The sequence below is a fragment of the Flavobacterium sp. XN-5 genome (genome assembly GCF_008033395.2).
GTDB lineage: Bacteria > Bacteroidota > Bacteroidia > Flavobacteriales > Flavobacteriaceae > Flavobacterium > Flavobacterium hiemivividum.
The window spans coordinates 121,338-140,252 of the sequence record NZ_VOGZ02000005.1 but is presented as its reverse complement, the minus strand read 5'-3'; the positions used below and the strand labels follow the sequence as shown (position 1 = coordinate 140,252).

General features: G+C 34.1%; 14 protein-coding genes. 1 reads left to right on the top strand and 13 read right to left on the bottom strand.

The genetic code is table 11. The annotated features are described in order from the left end of the window. Window position 1 precedes the first annotated feature (1 nt). From FQU23_RS10425 to FQU23_RS10415, 3 genes are all read right to left on the bottom strand, one after another. Window positions 2–436: a GNAT family N-acetyltransferase gene (locus FQU23_RS10425; protein WP_147673768.1), complete on the bottom strand. Its 435-nt coding sequence runs from the start codon at window positions 434–436 to the stop codon at window positions 2–4. Then, window positions 414–1,889, bottom strand: a complete 1,476-nt coding sequence (locus tag FQU23_RS10420) for a sodium:solute symporter (RefSeq protein ID WP_147673767.1) — start codon at window positions 1,887–1,889, stop codon at window positions 414–416. The genes FQU23_RS10425 and FQU23_RS10420 overlap by 23 nt, the downstream gene beginning before the upstream one ends. A gap of 369 nt (window positions 1,890–2,258) precedes the next feature. Continuing rightward, window positions 2,259–3,461 carry an NAD(P)/FAD-dependent oxidoreductase gene (locus tag FQU23_RS10415; protein ID WP_147673766.1) on the bottom strand — a complete coding sequence of 401 codons (1,203 nt, stop codon included), beginning with the start codon at window positions 3,459–3,461 and terminating at the stop codon, window positions 2,259–2,261. A 172-nt stretch (window positions 3,462–3,633) separates the two neighbouring features. Here FQU23_RS10415 and FQU23_RS10410 point away from each other — a divergent pair, with 172 nt between their 5' ends. Further along, complete coding sequence (locus tag FQU23_RS10410; protein WP_147673765.1) at window positions 3,634–5,169, top strand: YifB family Mg chelatase-like AAA ATPase; 1,536 nt, start codon at window positions 3,634–3,636, stop codon at window positions 5,167–5,169. 137 nt (window positions 5,170–5,306) lie between these two features. Here the strand turns inward: FQU23_RS10410 and FQU23_RS10405 are convergent, their stop codons facing one another. The 10 genes from FQU23_RS10405 to FQU23_RS10360 all read right to left on the bottom strand — a co-directional run bounded on the left by FQU23_RS10405 (window position 5,307) and on the right by FQU23_RS10360 (window position 18,788). After that, window positions 5,307–5,966 (bottom strand): hypothetical protein, encoded by a 660-nt coding sequence (locus FQU23_RS10405; RefSeq protein ID WP_147673764.1) that lies wholly within the window; start codon window positions 5,964–5,966, stop codon window positions 5,307–5,309. 298 nt (window positions 5,967–6,264) lie between these two features. Beyond that, the gene (locus tag FQU23_RS10400) at window positions 6,265–7,548 is read right to left on the bottom strand and encodes a DEAD/DEAH box helicase (RefSeq protein ID WP_147673763.1); all 1,284 of its coding nucleotides are present in this window, start codon (window positions 7,546–7,548) and stop codon (window positions 6,265–6,267) included. A gap of 279 nt (window positions 7,549–7,827) precedes the next feature. After that, a complete protein-coding gene (locus FQU23_RS10395) occupies window positions 7,828–8,688 on the bottom strand; it encodes a neutral zinc metallopeptidase (RefSeq protein ID WP_147673762.1) in 861 nt (286 codons plus the stop codon). Window positions 8,689–8,777: 89 nt separating this feature from the next. Further along, entirely contained in the window at window positions 8,778–12,275 is a 3,498-nt protein-coding gene (locus FQU23_RS10390) for a PAS domain S-box protein (protein WP_165425759.1), read from the bottom strand. A 693-nt stretch (window positions 12,276–12,968) separates the two neighbouring features. After that, window positions 12,969–13,739: a hypothetical protein gene (locus tag FQU23_RS10385; RefSeq protein ID WP_147673760.1), complete on the bottom strand. Its 771-nt coding sequence runs from the start codon at window positions 13,737–13,739 to the stop codon at window positions 12,969–12,971. Window positions 13,740–13,781: 42 nt separating this feature from the next. Beyond that, window positions 13,782–14,519: a nitroreductase family protein gene (locus tag FQU23_RS10380; RefSeq protein ID WP_147673759.1), complete on the bottom strand. Its 738-nt coding sequence runs from the start codon at window positions 14,517–14,519 to the stop codon at window positions 13,782–13,784. Next, window positions 14,510–15,838 carry an aldehyde dehydrogenase gene (locus FQU23_RS10375; protein WP_147673758.1) on the bottom strand — a complete coding sequence of 443 codons (1,329 nt, stop codon included), beginning with the start codon at window positions 15,836–15,838 and terminating at the stop codon, window positions 14,510–14,512. The genes FQU23_RS10380 and FQU23_RS10375 overlap by 10 nt, the downstream gene beginning before the upstream one ends. Before the next feature lie 73 nt (window positions 15,839–15,911). Beyond that, window positions 15,912–16,601 (bottom strand): RluA family pseudouridine synthase, encoded by a 690-nt coding sequence (locus tag FQU23_RS10370; RefSeq protein WP_147673757.1) that lies wholly within the window; start codon window positions 16,599–16,601, stop codon window positions 15,912–15,914. A gap of 100 nt (window positions 16,602–16,701) precedes the next feature. Next, window positions 16,702–17,520 (bottom strand): 3-methyl-2-oxobutanoate hydroxymethyltransferase, encoded by an 819-nt coding sequence (panB, locus tag FQU23_RS10365; protein ID WP_132111313.1) that lies wholly within the window; start codon window positions 17,518–17,520, stop codon window positions 16,702–16,704. Window positions 17,521–17,744: 224 nt separating this feature from the next. Further along, the gene (locus tag FQU23_RS10360; protein ID WP_147673756.1) at window positions 17,745–18,788 is read right to left on the bottom strand and encodes a glycosyltransferase family 9 protein; all 1,044 of its coding nucleotides are present in this window, start codon (window positions 18,786–18,788) and stop codon (window positions 17,745–17,747) included. Between the last annotated feature and the right edge of the window lie 127 nt (window positions 18,789–18,915).

Here is an 18,915-nt window from a genome sequence, read left to right as displayed (position 1 = left end):
ACTATTTGATAAGACGCATTTCTAGGTATTTATTGGTAAAACCTAATTTTTCATATAAACCTTTAGCGGGATTGTCTGGCTCTACGTGAAGGGCTATGTTTCCTTCGGCGATCGATATTGCTTTTTGCATTAATTGTTTCCCGTAGCCTTTCCCACGTTGGCTATTGTCTACAGCAATATAAACTAAAATATTCTCAGGGATAAAATCTTTCATTCCTGTGTTATTTAAGATTACAACACCTACAATTTTATTCTCGTCTAGACCTATCACTATATTTCCTCCTTTGTCCGGATTCATAACATAAGCGATACATTTTAGAATGTCTTCCACCTTATCTCCGTATTCTTCTAAATGAGTATATAGAAACTGAGCGATGATTTGGTTTGTATGTGTTTTGTCTTCTCCTGAAGCACTATTGGTTATTTTGAATTCCATTTTGATTTTCTTGTTTGTTATTATGATAAAGTGATATTGTAACGAATAATAGAAGTGAAATAGTTATTCCATAAATATTTGCGTCTAAATGTTCAGGTAATTTTATTCCTAAAGGTAACTTATTTTCGGTAATTATAAGTAAAATTGTGGTTGCTCCGCCAAAGAGCATACTCCAGAAAGCAGCTTTAGGATGGCTTTTTTTCCAAAATAAAGCACCAAGGACGGGAATAAATAAACCGGAAACCATAAAAGCGTAGGAGTATAGCATGAGTTCCAACACGTTTTGCATTTGGGAAGCCAATAAGATTGCGAAAATTCCAACTAGTAACGTTATGATTTGTGATAGCCTAAGTTCCTTCTTATGAGTTAGTTCTTTTTTCGAAAATTTTGCAATAATATCAGTTATTATATTTCCCGATGCAGCCATTAAACAGCTGTCAGCGGTAGAAAGAATTGCCGAAAAATAGGAGGAAAGCATTAATCCCATTAAACCAATTGGTAAAACGGTAGCTAATAAAATGGGTAATCCCATTTCGCTATCCATTGAAGCAGCATCTGTAATTCCGTCAAACATTCCTTTGGTTGCCGCTACCTTGGCTAACATTCCAAGAATAACCCCCATCAATGCCATTATTGGCCATTCGAAAACTCCCGCAATTAACCATGCTTTTTTTGCTTCCTTTTCTCCTTTACTGGCGTAAATTCGCTGGTATAATGTCATTCCAACAAACCAAATAGGAATAATGGTTACGGACCAATTTAATATTTGGTACCAAGTAACATTGGTCAGCGATAAATATTTTGGATCTAAGGTTTCTTTGATGGCTTCCCAACCACCTACAGCATTGTAGGCAACAGGTATTCCTATAAAAACTAAACCACCAATAAGCATTAGCCATTGAATCGTATCTGTATAGATGACCGCTTTTAAACCGCCAATGGTGGTATAAGCAACAGCAATAACCCCCATGACAATTAAGGCCGTTTGGATATTTAGTCCGTCAATAGTTGCCGAAGCTAATTTGGCTCCTGCCAAAACCTGAGAACTGGTGAACCCTATGTAGCCAATTGCAGAAATAATTCCTGCAAGAAGTGCCACTTTTCCATTATAGAAATGACCGAAAATTTGCGGGAAGGTGAAAAATTTATACTTGTGTCCCAGATGACTTACTTTCGGAATTAGGAAAACAGCACTTAGCCAAGCACCAAGTAGTCCTGTAAAGAGCATCCAAGAACCGGAAATTCCCATTGTAAAACCAAGTCCTCCTAATCCTATTGAGAACCCACCACCAACATCAGTAGCCACTACCGATAATCCGATATGCCAACTGCTCATGTTTCTACCGCTAACATAAAAATCCTCGGCAGTTTTGTTTTTGTTAAAAAAATAAAGACCGACACCTAACATCGCCAGCATGTAAACCACAAATATTACATAATCTATTATGTGCATTTGTTCCTATTTTTGATTATTTAGTAGCCTGTAAATGGAATTTTTCCAAAAGGCAATAGATGCAGCGAACTGCAATAAAGGTTTGTATTTTCAAGTTGATTTCAGGAATGTGAAATCGGAGATTGGGTTATTCGAATTATTGAAAAAAATTCGGTTTAAACCCTGAAAAAACAAATAATTAGCGGCAAATATAAGAAAATATATCCGATAACACATGAAAATGCAATGATATAGCGCAGTTTACTCTGTCGAGTGCTGTGTTTTTACATTGTTTTGTTAGGTGTAAAAGAATGTTTTTATAGGTCATATTATTTGTAAAACCTTCAGTTTAGTTCTCTTATTGAGGATGGTTGTTTGGTTTTAAAATCACTATCTATCAAATGAAAATAAGTCTGAATCTGTGGGTTTTCCAATATAAAGGTCTTTTATCATTTCGGCGGCAATGACGCTAAATGTGATTCCATTTCCTCCATAACCAAGTGCAAAATACATATTTGGATGGTCTTTATGTTCGCCAATAAACGGCAGTCCATCTTTAGTTTCTCCAAAAGTGCCGCACCAATAAAAGTCAATTTCGATTTTACTATCGGGGAATAATTTTTTAAATCTTTTTAGAATGGCTTCGTTCTTTTTCTCCATCAATTTGTCTCTTCGCTCAGGGTCTTGAAAAGGCTCATCAAAACCACCTACCATTATTCTGTTGTCTTCAGTAGTTCTAATATAAATATACGGTCTAGCTGTCTCCCAAATTAGGCATTTCTCTTTCCAAAAATCGTTAGGCTTCATTGGTTTGCTGACCAGGACATAGGTAGAGTTAAGTTGGATCACTTTCTCTTTCAATAAATTTTGAGACTCAAAACCGGGAGCCGCAACTATTTTCTTTGCTTTTATTGTATTTTTATTTGCCGTATGCGCAATTATGTGGTCTTTTTTATTCACAATCTTAACCACATCGGTATGACTGTAAACCAATAAGCCCGAATGTTTTTTGTGATAATCTAATATTGCATTGCAGAGTTTAAAAGTGTCTATCTGAGCCGAACAGTCATTATATAATGCACCTTTTTTATCAATATTGAATTTGCTCTTCAGTTGTTTTTGGGTCAATAAAGTTACTGGTAATTGATGCTTTTTTCGAACGTCAAATTCCTTTTTTAAATCCTTTAAACCGGCCGCATTTGAAGCAAGGTATAAACTAGAACGCCAATCAAAGTCTCCATCAATCTTTAGTTTTTTTATAATTTTCTCTAAGGTGTAAATGGATTCCAAACACTTTCTATAGGCTTTAACGGCATTTTCTTCGCCTACTTTTTCAATTAGATCAAAAAGAAAAACATCAATTTCATATTGAAGTTGGGCCGTACTTGCTGTGGTACTTCCTGTCGAAGCCATTCTTTTGTCTACGATAATACATTTCACTTTAGCTTCACATAAAAAATGCGCGCATAGTGCTCCTGTAATTCCAGAACCTATTATTAAAATCTCGGTTTCAATATTATCATCTAAAGTCAAGTAATCTTTGGTAAGCCCATTCCTTATAAGCCAAAATGGTAATCCTGATTTTAAATCCATGATTTTATCTGTTTTAGTTTAGCATTTATAAAAATAATGAATATTAGGAAACCCTTATTTTGTAATATTGGTTTAATGTTATAAAATTGACAACTAATCGTTTAGGAGAGAAGTTGTACTAAATTTAATTTTGGTATGTTAAAAATCATTATTTTTAATAAAATTATCCGATATGCTAGTTAAAGTTTTTGGAAGTGCCGTTTTTGGAGTAGAAGCTACCACCATCACCGTAGAAGTGAATATTGATAAGGGAATTGGATATCATTTAGTGGGCTTGCCTGATAACGCCATCAAAGAAAGTAGTTATCGTATTGCGGCTGCTCTCAAGAATAACGGCTATACTATGCCTGGAAAAAAGATTACGATCAATATGGCTCCTGCTGATTTACGCAAAGAAGGTTCTGCTTACGATTTAACTTTAACGATCGGAATTCTTGTTGCATCTCAACAAATTCAAGCTACTGATATCGACAAATATATTATTATGGGCGAGCTTTCGTTGGATGGAAGTTTACAACCCATTAGAGGAGCATTACCTATAGCCATAAAAGCCAAAGAGGAAGGTTTTAAAGGTTTCTTTCTGCCAAAACAAAATGTGAAAGAAGCAGCTATTGTTGCAGGATTAGAGGTATATGGTGTAGAAAATGTTCAGGAAGTAATTGATTTCTTGGAAGGAAAAGGAAATTTAGAACCCACAACTATTGATACCAGAGCCGAGTTTTATAAAGATTTAGATTTTCCAGAATTTGATTTTTCAGATGTAAAAGGGCAGGAGTCTATAAAAAGATGTATGGAAATAGCCGCTGCGGGTGGTCATAATATTATTCTAATAGGTCCGCCAGGAGCTGGAAAAACGATGTTAGCCAAACGATTACCGAGTATTTTGCCGCCCATGACTTTGCGCGAAGCACTAGAAACTACTAAAATTCATAGTGTTGCAGGAAAACTGAAAGAAGTGGGTCTGATGAACCAAAGACCGTTTAGAAGTCCACATCATACAATTTCAAACGTGGCTCTTGTTGGTGGTGGGAGTTACCCGCAACCGGGTGAAATTTCGATGGCACATAATGGAGTTTTGTTTCTAGATGAATTACCAGAATTTAAACGGGATGTACTAGAAGTAATGCGCCAACCCTTAGAAGATCGAGAAGTTACGATATCGAGAGCCAAGTTTACGGTTACTTATCCTTCATCTTTTATGTTAGTTGCGAGTATGAACCCGAGTCCGAGTGGTTTTTTTAACGATCCTGATTCTCCTCAAACTTCTTCACCACACGAAATGCAACGGTATCTGAGTAAAATATCTGGACCATTATTGGACCGAATAGACATTCACATCGAAGTTACTCCGGTTCCTTTCGAAAAATTATCAGATGATCATAAGGCAGAAAGCAGCGTCGATATCAGAAAAAGAGTGACTGCAGCACGAGAATTACAATCGGCACGTTTTGAGCAAATGGACAACATCCATTACAATGCCCAAATGAATACCAAGCACATTCGAGAATACTGTGCGCTTGATGATGTTTCTAAGCAGTTGTTAAAGACCGCAATGGAACGGCTAAATCTTTCTGCTAGAGCTTACGATCGTATTTTGAAAGTAGCACGCACGATAGCTGATCTTGATGCTGCTCCTACGGTTGTGTCCTCTCATATTGCCGAGGCGATTCAATATCGTAGTTTGGATCGTGATGGTTGGTTGGGGTAGTTTAGAGTTAAGTATAAATACACACTATTTTGTCATTCCGAAGAACGAGGTATCACATTATTACTCACGTAATGGAATTTATTATTTGAATGGGAACGGATTGCAAATCCGTGCTATCTGGTGTTAGAATAAAAGGTTTAAAATCGGTCAATAAAATCTGAAACAAATGCAAGGATTGAAAAAGCCTTGAGGCTATTTATTTCGCTACCGAAATCCGTTTCTAAACCATGCATAACTCCATGTCTATTTAATTGATTGTCAGATTGATTTACTTTTGAATAAAATGAATCAATTGTATTTGTATTTTCGATTGCAATCATTAAAATTGAAAAAAAGCTACCACCTTTATTTTCGGATATATACTTTTTTAAAGCATTTTTATTTTTGCGATTTTGAAATAAAAGTCCTCTGCATATACCATCTGCTTGAGTCAAAAAAAGAGTAGTGGAAGCGTAATACATTCCAACTTGGTGACAATAAACAGCTTCTTCTATAATTTTGGATCGATTATCTTGTTTTTTTGAAATAACACTTGATTTTTCTTCCATATAAGTTTCATAATACTGAGAAAAAAAGTCATCCAAGTATTTTTGATCTTTATTAATTGCTTTTTCTAATAATCCGTTAATGTATCCGAGCGAAATATCAGCATCGACATACCATCCATAATTTGCTAATTTCAGTAAACCATCATTTGATAATTCATAAAATCTTTTGAATGCTTCGGTAATTGTTTTGCCCACTTCTAAAAATTGTTCTAATATTTTAGGCTCGATAGGATTTTCAAACTTTTCCATTGATTTTTGCTAAATGAAATATGAGTACCAAATTTATATATATCTAATGATTTTAATTAAAATAAATGAATACAGTCAAGCTTTATTCATAATAAATGTGTTTTTCCTCAAAAAATTGCTGACTTTTAAAGGCTTGTAAAATGCTTTTAAAAAAACAAAACACTCTAACCTAGCCCCGATAGAAACGAAAATCCCTGTGTGGGCTAGTGTTTAGCCCTCACAAGGATTGTAGTGTATAGCGGGAAAAGACGTCAAAAAAACGAAATCATTCTGCTCCTAAAAAACGAAATTTAATTTCTTAGTTGGAACGCCTGTCATTATTAGCATTCGGACGTCTAGGTCCAAAACTATTACTTGCTCTAGCAGTAGTTTCAGGTTTTGGTTTTCTAGGTGTGGAATTGCGCTGTGGTCTTCCTTGCCCTTGTTTAATAGGTTGAGTAGATGCTTTTGGATCTGGCTCAAAACCAGCAATGTTTTCGGTTGCTATTTTAAGACCAATTAACTTTTCTATATCGCGTAAAAAAGTAGTTTCGTCTGGGCTAAATAAAGAAATTGCTTCTCCATTTGCTCCAGCTCTTCCTGTTCTACCTATGCGGTGAACATAATCTTCAGGAATATTAGGCAACTCAAAATTGACAACATGAGGTAATAATGGAATGTCTAGTCCACGAGCCGCAATATCTGTAGCTACTAAAGCGGTTATGCTTCCGCTTTTAAAACCGGCTAAGGCTTTTGTACGTGCTCCTTGTCCTTTATTTCCGTGAATTGCTGCTGCCTGAATGCCAGCACTAATCATGCTTTCGGTAAGCTTATTTGCACCTTGTTTTGTTCGAGTAAATACCAAAATCTGTTTCCAGTTTCCTTCAGTAATCAATTTGATAATCAATTCTGTTTTTTTCTCTTTTGCAACGGGATATACTTTTTGAGTAATGGCATCAACAGTAGTATTTTCGGGTGTTGCTTCAACCTGAACTGGTTTATGCAAAATACCCATCGCCAAATTTTTAATATCTTTTGAAAAGGTCGCCGAAAATAATAAGTTTTGTCTTTTTGCAGGCAATACTTTCAGTATACGCTCAATGTCTCTTAAGAACCCCATGTCTAACATTCTGTCCGCTTCATCTAAAACCAAGATTTCTACTTTAGATAATGTAAGTAAACCTTGATTTTGTAAATCGATTAATCGACCAGGAGTTGCAACTAAAATATCGACACCTTGTCGTAGTTGAGCCACTTGTGGTTTTTGATTTACACCTCCAAAAATCACTGCAGATCGTATATCTAAAAACTCACTGTATTCTTTTATATTAGCTAGTATTTGAGCTGCTAATTCTCGTGTTGGAGTTAATATTAAGGCACGAATAGGTCTGTGACTTAAGTGCTTTCCTTGTGATAATGTTTGTAATATTGGTAGCGTGAAACCGGCTGTTTTTCCTGTTCCTGTTTGTGCAGAAGCTAAAACATCTTTTCCTTCTAAAATAGGTGGAATTGCTTTTTGTTGAATTGGAGAAGGGGTTGTGTACCCTTTTTTGCTGATGGCTTTTAATAAAGCATCAGATAAGCCTAATAAGTTAAATGACATAAAATGTGTTTATGAAGTAAACACCTTTTGTTTAGTGTACCTCTTTAATTTGACGCGAAGATACTGCTTATTTTTCCTTTGTTTTTTAATAATTAACTTTGTTTGAATAAATATGCGGCTTCAAATTGAATCAGTCGTAAATAGATGGTGTAAAGTTTACTGTTTATTTCGAATAAAACACAGACAAAAAATTTTGAACGGAGAAGCTCAAATTAGAAAAGTTGGGAACAAAAAAAATCGGGAGATTTCCCGATTTTAATGATTGTGTGTCTTTACTTTTTATCTGATTTCGTCAAAAGTATTTCCTTGAGTGATATCTCCAGTTTTATAGCCTTTCATGAACCAGTACTTTCGTTGTTCGGATGTGCCGTGAGTAAATGATTCTGGGACAATATGCCCCTGCATTTTAGATTGAATTGCATCGTCGCCTACTGCATGTGCGGCGCTTAAAGCTTCATCAAGATCGCCATCTTCTAAAATATTATTCATTTGCTGGTTGTAATGCGTCCAAATTCCGGCATAAAAATCGGCTTGTAATTCCAGAGCCACAGATAATTTATTGGCTTCAGCCTTGCTTTTACCTTGTTGCATCTGACGCATTTTATCAGATGTTCCTAATAAAGTTTGAACATGATGTCCTATTTCATGTGCAATTACATAAGCGGTTGCAAAATCTCCACCTTGAGCTCCAAATCGAGTTTTTAATTCTTCGAAAAAAGCTAAATCCATGTAAACCTTTTGGTCTGCTGGACAATAGAAAGGACCAGAATCGGAGGTGGCATTACCACATCGTGTTTGCACTGCGCCACTGAATAATACAATGTTTGGCTTTCTGTACTCTAGATTATTTTCATTAAAAATTTTTGTCCAAACATCTTCATTATCGGCTAATACTGTTTTGATGAAGGCTTGCTCTTCAAGTTCTACAGCTGTTAGTGCTCTTTCTTCTGTTTGTGCAGGTTGGTTGCCTTGAGTTTGTTCTAAGATGTTACCCACGATTTGTGCATTTTCGCCTCCAAAAACATTTATCAGTAATATAATAACGCCTATAATTCCTCCACCTACAATTGTTTTACCGCCAGAAGACATTCCTCGTCTGTCTTCTACGTTGTCGCTTTGTCTACGTCCTTTCCACCTCATATGATTTCAATTTTGGATTCCTTTTTGCTTCTAAAAATAGGTACCTAAGATAAGCAATTTTTTAATTAGAAGATACACATTTAAATAGTCTACGAAATAGCCCATTTAATTAAGGCATCTTCGATTACTGTCTTTACAATTGGTTTTGAAATATAGTCATTCATTCCTGCAGCAATACATTTGTCAAAAATTTCGATGCCAGTTCCTGCCGTTATTGCGATTATAGGCATTGATGCCCTTAAATGTAATTTTCTAATTGCTTTTGTCGCTTCATAGCCATTCATTAGTGGCATTTGTATGTCCATAAAAATGAGGTCAGGGTATATGTTTTCAAACTGATTAACAGCCTCTAATCCATTAACGATTTCATAAAAAACGGCTTTAGGAAGAACGTTTTTTATAATTGTTTTGAGTAATAGCATATTGATTTTGTTATCCTCGACGATCATTATTTTTACTGCTTTAGAATAATCAACCGTATTAAGAGCTACATCTTCGATAACAATAGCATTACTATTTAGAAGAATTGTTTCTTCTTCGGGTTCGTTAGTAGTTTTTAATTCTAAATCGAAATAGAAAGTACTACCAATTCCTATCTCAGTATCGAGTTTTAATTGGCTGTCCATAAGTGCTAACAACTTATCAGATATCGTGAGACCTAATCCAGTACCTCCAAATTTTTTAGTTGTGGAGTTGTCCTCTTGGGAGAAGGCTTTAAAAATCTTCGCTTGATTTTCCTTTAAAATTCCAATTCCGGAATCGATTACGGCAAAACGAATTCCACTTGTGCAATGGGTAGTACTGATCATTGAAACTTCGAGTTTTACAAAACCTTTTTCTGTAAATTTCACTGCATTAGCTAGAAGGTTTATCAGGATTTGTTTTAAACGAATGCTATCTACCCATAAGTAGATAGGTATTTCGGGAGATATTATAAGATCTAATTGAAGCTTTTTTTGATTGGATTCGAAATGGATTAAATCAATAATTTGGTTTAAGATGTCTCTAATCGGATGCTTTTCGATAAGTAAATCAAGTTTTCCCGCCTCAATTTTAGAAAAATCAAGGATGTCATTTATAATTCCTAGTAAAGAATGTGCTGATTGATTAACGGTAATCATATGTTTCTCTTGAATTACTTCAAGTTTAGTTTTCATTAATAGATCTGTAAATCCAATTATTCCATTCAAAGGAGTTCTGATTTCGTGGCTCATATTAGCCAAAAATTCTGATTTTGCTTTATTTGCTGCTTCTGCATATTGAAGGTCTTTTAAAGCATTTTCAGCCTGTTTTTTCTCCGTAATATCGATGTAAATTCCTTCGATATAGGCGATGCTTCCGTCCTTAAATATTGCTTCGGCAAATTCTTCTACCCAAGCAATTTCCTTGTTTTTTCTTATAATTTTATAAATTGAATGGATGGGCTTGCCATTTTCAATAGTCTTGAATTGGTCTCGTACAATTTCGTCTCTGTCTTCAGGAACAATTAAGTCTATAAATCGTAGTTTATTAGAAAGAAAGTCAGATTTTGAATAACCTGTTAATTTTTCAATTTCATCGTTGATATAAATTTTAGTGGCAGTTGCATCATATTTAGCCAAATAGACTGTTCCAGGGATGTTATTTGCTAAAAAACGGAACTTTTCTTCACTGTCATAAATGGCAGTTTCATTTATAAGTCGTTCTATGGTGGTAGCAATGTTACGTGCTAAGGTTTGTAGAATATTGATTTCGTCCTCTGACCAATTTCTTTGTTCAGTTGAATCATCAAATCCTAAAAAGCCATGAAATTTATTTTTGACAAAAACAGGAAAAAGAATTAAGGATTTTACTTCTAAATTTATAAGCTTATTCCTCAAAGAGTCATTCTCAATTTCGCCTACTTTGGCACTATAGATTTCATTATTTAATAAAGGATGTAATAGCTCTTCAAAGTAATCATAGGATATGTTTTGAAGATTGGGATTTATTGCAGTTAAGGTTTCGTTATCAAAAATCCATCTGTATTTTTGGCTGATTAGCTCGGTTTCTGGATTATTTTCATAATAGTAAACTCTTTTCGATTTAGTCGTTTTCCCCATGATAATAAGTACATCTGAGAAAATAGCGTTGATATCTTTACTACTCAAGAATTTTTCGGTGCACAATGTCATAGCCGATAAAAGCTCACTCTTATATTGCAATTTATTTTCGATTTCCATACGCATTTCAGATTCGAAAGCGATTGCAATGATATCAGAAATTGACCTTGAAAAATTGATATCTTCACTATCCCATTGTTTTCCTTCTGCTGTAACTTCAAGGCAGATAAGCCCTTTTAAGCTACCGTTAATAAAAACGGGAGTATCGAGAAGCGAAACAATTCTATTAGCATTGATATAAATAACACCTAATTCTTTTGTGATTTCATTGTTATGAACATTAGATGCTACAATTTGGTTTTTATTTTCAATTGCTGAAAAATATTTTGGAAAGGAACTTTTTAAGAGCTCTTGATTGTTTGTGAATTCATTATTTGTTAAATCATATTGTTGTACACACTGCAACTTATTTTCAAAATAATTCCAGTAACTCGCTCGTTCTACGCCAATTGTTTTAGTTGTAATTTCTAAAATCGATTTTAGTTTAGATTCTAATCCTTCATTGTTTGAATAACTTTTAGCTGTAAATCCTTTGAGAGTAGCGTTGTATTTTAAATTTTTTAGCTGTCTTTCGCTTTCTTCTTTTTCAATATTTTTCAAATAAGTAATGTCTCTACCAATTGCGGAATAACTAACTATTTTGCCAGAATCATTTCTATTAATAGTTACTTTTTGCGAAATCCAGATTGTTTCTCTATTCTTTTTTAATATTGGAATTTCAACTAAGGGAAATTCAAAATCAATTTCTTTAAAATTTTTGTAAAAAGGAATTATTTTGTCAATATAATCTTTTCGTATAAAAAAAGAATAATGTTTATCTTGAATTTCGCTTTCATTGTATCCCAGCGTTTTTAATATAAAATTATTAGCAAATTTTAGTTTGCCATCAAAATCAATTTCATAAATTAAATCAGTAGCGGTTTCGATCAAATTTTTGTACTGATTGTGAATTTGAATTTCGTTAGTTATATCCTGTCCGATCCCGATAATTAAATTATCTGAATATTTTTTGTTGTTCCATCGAATAATCTTTTCCTCTCCGTTTTTACATCGTACTTTTCGAGTAAACGTATTATTATTTTGAAGGTTCCATTTCCGTTCTTCCTCTGGAGTTTTGAGCTCGTCCGTCAATTTCAAATAGCCCAATCCCATAACCTCATCAACTGAATATCCTAAAACAGACTCAATGTTTTCACTACAAAATACTATTTCTTGATTTTTATTAATAGCCATTACTAATGAATTCCCTTTATGGATAATTTGGTTGTAAAAATGAAATTTGTCATTGATATCTAATGAAGACACGTGTCTCACATAGTTAATACCTACAATAATTAAAGAATAATTGAATACTAATAGGATTGACTGACGAGGAACTAATTGAAATAGAATAAGCGAAGCCAGGAAGATAAAAGCAGTAGCAATAAAAAGCCAATATATTTTCACTGGTTTTAATACATTGTAGGAAAAGAAAATGAACAACAGAAAGGTTATGATGGGTATGCCATCTGAAGGTGAAAAAACTAAATTTCGAGTTACATAGATAAAAGTGCTCAGATATACAAAACGAAATATTAGTTCTAGATGCTTAAATACAAAGGACGATTTCTTACTTAGAAAATGTATCGCAATTAGAACTGTTGCAATAACAATATTGTTTATAAATAAACTTTTGGGTCTTACTTTGAAAATCTCGAATGTGATTTCCAAGATTAACATTATAGCTCCAATAAATAAAAAATAGAGTTGGCATTCTTTATTTCTAGATTTTTTACTAGCATAATTTTCTATAAACTTGCTGCTTAGATTGTATTTGATTCGGTGAAACCTAAAAATCAATAAAAAAATAAAAAAATAAATAAAAGGAATTATGGAACTAAATAGATTTTGATTAAAAGAAATGCGATCAAGTAATTGATTTGATGTTGTACCCAAATAACTGGCATAGTAGACAAAACTATTTAAACTGGAAAAATAATCTATTTGAATACCATTATTTAATAGCATAAAAAGTACTTAGGTTAAGGGAGTTGATTTGGGAAATCTAGCTATATTAAAAATCAAGAGAAAAGTAAGAATTTATTTCAGATAAATAAAGCCTTAATTCGATAAATTAAGGCTTTTTTTATAATGACTATTTTAGATTTCTAAATCTTGATCAAACCCGATAATTTCGCTATACATGGCATAGTACATCGAGTAAATAAAAGGTAGTGTAAAAAAAACTCCAATACAACATCCTATAAATCCAACCATTGACCCAATTATTGCGACAACTATAAGAGCAAGCAGAATAAGAGGTTGTTTTAATACAATTGAAAAACTATATTTTATAGCTTCTACCGCTGTCAAATCACTAAAAATGATTAGTGGAATAGTCAATATGGTGAAAAAAGATATGGCAAGAGAAATCATAGGTCCCAGGAGAATAACGCCTGTATAGTTTAATCCCATTGATATTGCGTTACTCAATACAAGAATAAGAAATGTTGCAATAAAAATTTGGGCGAAATACTTTGTGCTATAGTAGCTAAAAACGGTTGAAACATGAAATTCTTCATCTCTTTCAGCACAATAGGCCATCTTTATTAAGCCAGCTTGTAATGGACTAAGTAAACTGGAAAATAAAATCGATACTCCCACGTAGATTAGTAGTGAAGTTCCATTAAGAGTTTCTAAACTACGACCTAGGCCCTCTATTGATTCTTGAGAAAAGGAAGCCATTCCTACAAATGCGATTCCGACACTCGCTATCACAATAAAAGCAATAACGGCAAATACAAAGATCATAAGTCCTGCATAGAGCGCTATTTTTTTATAATTTTCAAATGCTTTGTTAAATACATCAGCAAAATCCAGCTGATATCCATTGCGTACTAATTCCTCTAATCGGTTTTGCTTCAAGCTCATTTTTTATTGGTTTTAATTTTTGGTTAAAATAGTAGTAATTGATTATATTTTAAAGAAGACTTCTTCAAATGGAACTCTAAACCGTTCTCCATAAACGCCAGATTCTTCTCGTCTTCCACATCCGATGATCATATTAATCTCAGCTGCAGCCGGTAAATTTAATATTTTTTTTATTCTCAGAGAATCAAAACCTTCCATAGGACAAGTGTCGTAATTTATAGCTGCCATACTTATCATAAAATTTTGTGCGGCTAGTGCAGCGCTTTTTTGCGCAACAATTCGCATATCACTTAGTCTGGCTTCTCTATATATGGGTTTGAATATTCCAATGATTTGGAAAGCAAGAAACTTTAGTGCTCCCAGAATTCCTATGAAATCAAAATAGAGAGTAGGTACAATCTTTTGATAATAGTTTAAGGCAAATTTTTCTCTTTTCGAATAATCTGCAGCTGATTTATCACCAAACTGCGATTTTAAGAAAGCGATATTTGATTGAACTCTTTTCTTCCATAAATCTTTTCTAGCGACAACAATCACCATTTGGTTTGCCGTTTTTGCCGCATTTTGATTAAAGCTAGCCGTTGTAATTTGTTCTAAAACTTTAGGAGTAGTAATTTGATAGAATTCCCAAAGTTGCATATTACTACTCGTTGGTGCGAGTGTAGCTAAGTGGATGCATTCTTTTACTTTATCATCATCGAGAGCTTCGCTTTTAAAAACACGCACAGAGCGCCTATATTGTATGGCTTCGCTGACTGATCTCTCGTTAACTATATCCATTTCAATAATTTCTTGATTGTGGCTAATTTGTCTTTGTAAGGAGCGTAACGCATGGGTAAATCTAGCCAATTTGCTTTTTTTACAATTGATTTCTTATGTGAAAAAACATCAAAACTTAAGGAACCATGATAAGCGCCAATCCCACTATGACCTACGCCGCCAAACGGCAGTCTTTTATTCGAAAAATGAACTACAGTATCATTTATACAACCTCCTCCAAAAGAGTAATCTTGAATGATTTGTTTTGCAAACACATTATTATCTGTAAATATATACAGAGACAATGGCTTTTCATATTTTGAAATCACGGTCTGCAAGTCGGCATCACTCGAATATTCGAGAATGGGTAACAATGGACCAAATATTTCATCTTTCATAATCAGGCTGTCGATATCTGACTCGTCAATAAGTGTTGGAGCGATATAACAGTCTGACTCATTTGTTTGACCACCAAAAATGACTTTTTCATGGTCAATCATTTCTGTTAGGCGTTGCCAATTTTTAGTATTGACAATTCTGGCATAATCAGGAGATTGTTCTGGTTTATCGCTATAGGCAGCGGTTATTTCCTCTTTTAAATAGCCAATAAACTTAGTTTTCATATCTTTTTGAACCAAGATATAGTCAGGAGCAATACACGTTTGCCCTGCATTTATAAATTTCCCCCAAACTATTCTTTTGGCCGCGAGTTTTAAATTGGCGGTTTCGTCAACAATGCATGGGTTTTTACCACCAAGTTCTAATGTAACTGGAGTAAGATGTTCTGCTGCTGCCTTTGCCACTATTTTTCCAACAGGGACACTTCCCGTAAAAAAGATGTAATCCCAGCGTTGCGAAAGTAAATTTTTGGACACATCCACACCACCTTGAACAACTTCTACATGATTGACTTGGAATGTCATTGCAATTATTTTTGCAATAATTGTTGAAGTATTTGGTGTTAACTCAGACGGTTTAAGTACGACTTGATTTCCTGCAGCCAATGCTGATACCAAAGGGCAAAGAGCCAATTGAAACGGGTAATTCCAAGGAGCAATTATCAGTACTTTTCCATAAGGTTCTTTATAAATATAATCTGTGGAGGGAAAATTAAGTATGGACGGAAAAACCTTTTTTGGCTTTGCCCACGTACTCAAATTCTTAATTGTATCTTTTAATTCCGAAATAACATAGCTGGTTTCTGTGAGCACCGCTTCAAAAGCGGGCTTCTTAAAATCATCATAAAGTGCTTTAATAATCTCATCTTCATGAACTATAATGGTATTGAGTAGCTTTATTAAAGTCTCTTTTCTAAATTCTATATTAGTTTTATAGTTCATTATAAATTTGGATAAATAAATTACATGCAAGTTAATTCTTAAATTCTAAAAATGATTCTTTATTCAACTTAATTTATAGTGCATTCCAGATTACTTCATTTGGTACTGGGGCAGTTATCGATAATACATCTTTAGTGACTGGGTGAATGAATACTAATTTTCGTGCATGCAAATGAATACCGCCATCAGGATTGCTGCGGTCAAAACCATATTTTAAATCTCCTTTTATTGGAGAACCTATTGCCGATAATTGCGCTCTAATTTGATGGTGTCTTCCAGTATGTAAATTGATTTCTAAAGCGAAATAATTGTTTAATTCTTTAAAAACGGTATAATCCAAGCTCGCTAATTTACTATCAGGAACTTCTTTTATATGCGCTTTTGAAGTATTATTCTTCTCGTTTCTTTTAATATAATGAACCAATTTATCTGTCGGGTTAGCTGGTTTGTTTTTTACAATCGCCCAATAGGTTTTTTGCGTTTCTCTGTTTTTGAATAATTCATTTAAACGAGTTAATGCTTTGCTGGTTCGAGCAAAAACTACAATTCCAGTTGTGGGTCTGTCTAAACGGTGTACCACACCTAGGAAAACTTCAGCAGGCTTGCTGTATTTTTCTTTGATATATTCTTTTACGACTTCAGAGAGTGGCTTGTCTCCTGTTTTATCTCCTTGAACGATGTCGCCCACACGCTTGTTTACCACAATAATATGGTTGTCTTCATGAAGAACTTGAAGGTTATTCTTGTTTGATATCTCTTTCATTAGTTAATGCTGTTCCTTCATTGGAATACAAAAAAAAAGGAATTTTTAAAATTGGTTGCCAGCTATACGCTGTTACTACTTAAAAGTTTCTTTCTAATTATTAATATTGTTCCTTTTCGTTAGGGAAGTCACTTGATTTTACATCGGCAACATACTGACCAATTGCAGTTGTCATTCCTTCATATAAATTCATGTATCTCCTTAAGAAACGAGGACTAAATTCATTGTTCATCCCTAACATGTCATGAATAACAAGTACTTGTCCGTCAACGCCACCTCCAGCACCAATTCCTATTACGGGAATCGAAATACTTTTGGCTACTTTTTCGGCTAAATGTGCTGGTATTTTTTCTAGTACCAAAGCAAAACAACCTAGCCTTTCCAGCAATTGAGCATCTTCGACTAATTTGTCTGCTTCTTCTTCTTCTTTGGCACGAACAGTATAGGTCCCAAATTTATAAATTGATTGCGGTGTTAAACCCAAATGTCCCATTACTGGAATACCGGCGTTTAATATTTTTTTTATTGACTCTTTAATTTCCTTTCCGCCTTCTAGTTTTACGGCATGTCCACCGCTTTCCTTCATAATTCTGATCGAAGATCGTAAGGCTTCTTTTGGGTCAGACTGATAACTTCCAAAAGGTAAATCTACCACAACTAAGGCTCTTTCTATTGCTCTAACAACGGAAGAAGCGTGGTATATCATTTGGTCTAAAGTAATAGGCAGCGTTGTTTCATGACCAGCCATCACATTGGAAGCAGAATCACCCACAAGAATAACATCAATACCGGCTTGGTCCACAATTTTGGCCATGGTGAAATCATAAGCGGTAAGCATAGAGATTTTTTCCCCATTAGCTTTCATTTCGATCAATGACTTAGTGGTAATTCTTTTGTAATCTTTTTTTGCGACAGACATAGTTATGTTTTTATGAGTTGTAAAAGTAATAAAACAAATGCATACCCAATAAAAAAATGGATTCGACTTTCATCGAATCCATTTTTCAAAAATTTGTATTGAGTGAAATAGTGTTTTTAGATCTGTAAAAGACGTCTAAAATGTAATTACGATAGAAGTTTTCGATTGCATTTTCTAAATTATGAGAAACGATGGTAACTGCTTCAACTTTCTAAACTTCAGTACTATCTAAGAATTTTATTAATTGCAGTAATGAAATCTTCAACAGAATCGGTATTGGTATCTATCGCCACGCTCTTGTCGTTATAGGGCTGATACATTTTTATATTGTCACGAGAAAAAAGTCCCACTGTAGGCGTTTTTGATGCACTAGCAAGATGCATAATTCCACTGTCTGCACCTATAAACACTTCGGTATTTGCAATTAACGCTCCTATTTCTCGAACGTCTTTACTATAAAATGTTGGTGCTTTGAAACCTATTTGCGATACATTCTCAACAGGTAAAACTTCAACAATATTGTAATCTGGATATTCTGCTAGCAATCGATCATAAAACGGTGCCCACCATGCTTCTGAATAGCATTTGTCTGCAGTTGCAAAAGTAAAGATGGCAATGGTCTTTTTGTCATTTTGCACAATGCTATGTAATATCTTTTTGGCTTCAGCAAGTTCTGAATCGCTTAGTTTTAAGTCTAAGTTAGGAACAGCGCTGTTGTTTTCCTTAAATCCAAGTTTAGTCAAATAGTGTCTAAAATTATAGACTGGATATTTAGCAATGTGCTCATAATCGTTGTGTTTTTGTTGAACAGCATCAACATCATCGCCAAAAAACTTGTATTTTGAATTCACAAATTGAGCAGATAATCTTCCAGACGAAGAGTTTTCGACTACATTAATGACAATGTCATAACTATACTTCTTTAGAGACAACCATCCTTTTACGTATTTTGTAATCTCTTTAAACGGCTTTCGAGGAAGTCTAATTATTCGGTTTATGTTTGTATAATTTTCGAATATAATAGGGGCTAAACCACCGTTCACGAATAAGTCTATTTCACAATCTGGAAAAGTGGTAATAACGTCTTGCACGAGCGGAGTGATCAACAATTGGTTTCCTAATCGGGGGTTTGGTCTGCAAATTAGAATTTTTTTAAACTTCACTTTTGACAAATCAACGTTTTTATCAAATTGTGAAGTACCAACGTTTTTAGTAAGCTTACGCATTAATTGACGTCTTAATGCGTTAATGTTTGTTTTCAAACTCATGATTTATATAGAATTTACTTTGATCTGTATTTTAATTCAACTTCAAATTTTTGCTTAACTTTTGCAAAACTGTTTTCAAAGGAACGATTTTTTTTTAAATCCGATAGTAGTACGACGTTTCTTTAGA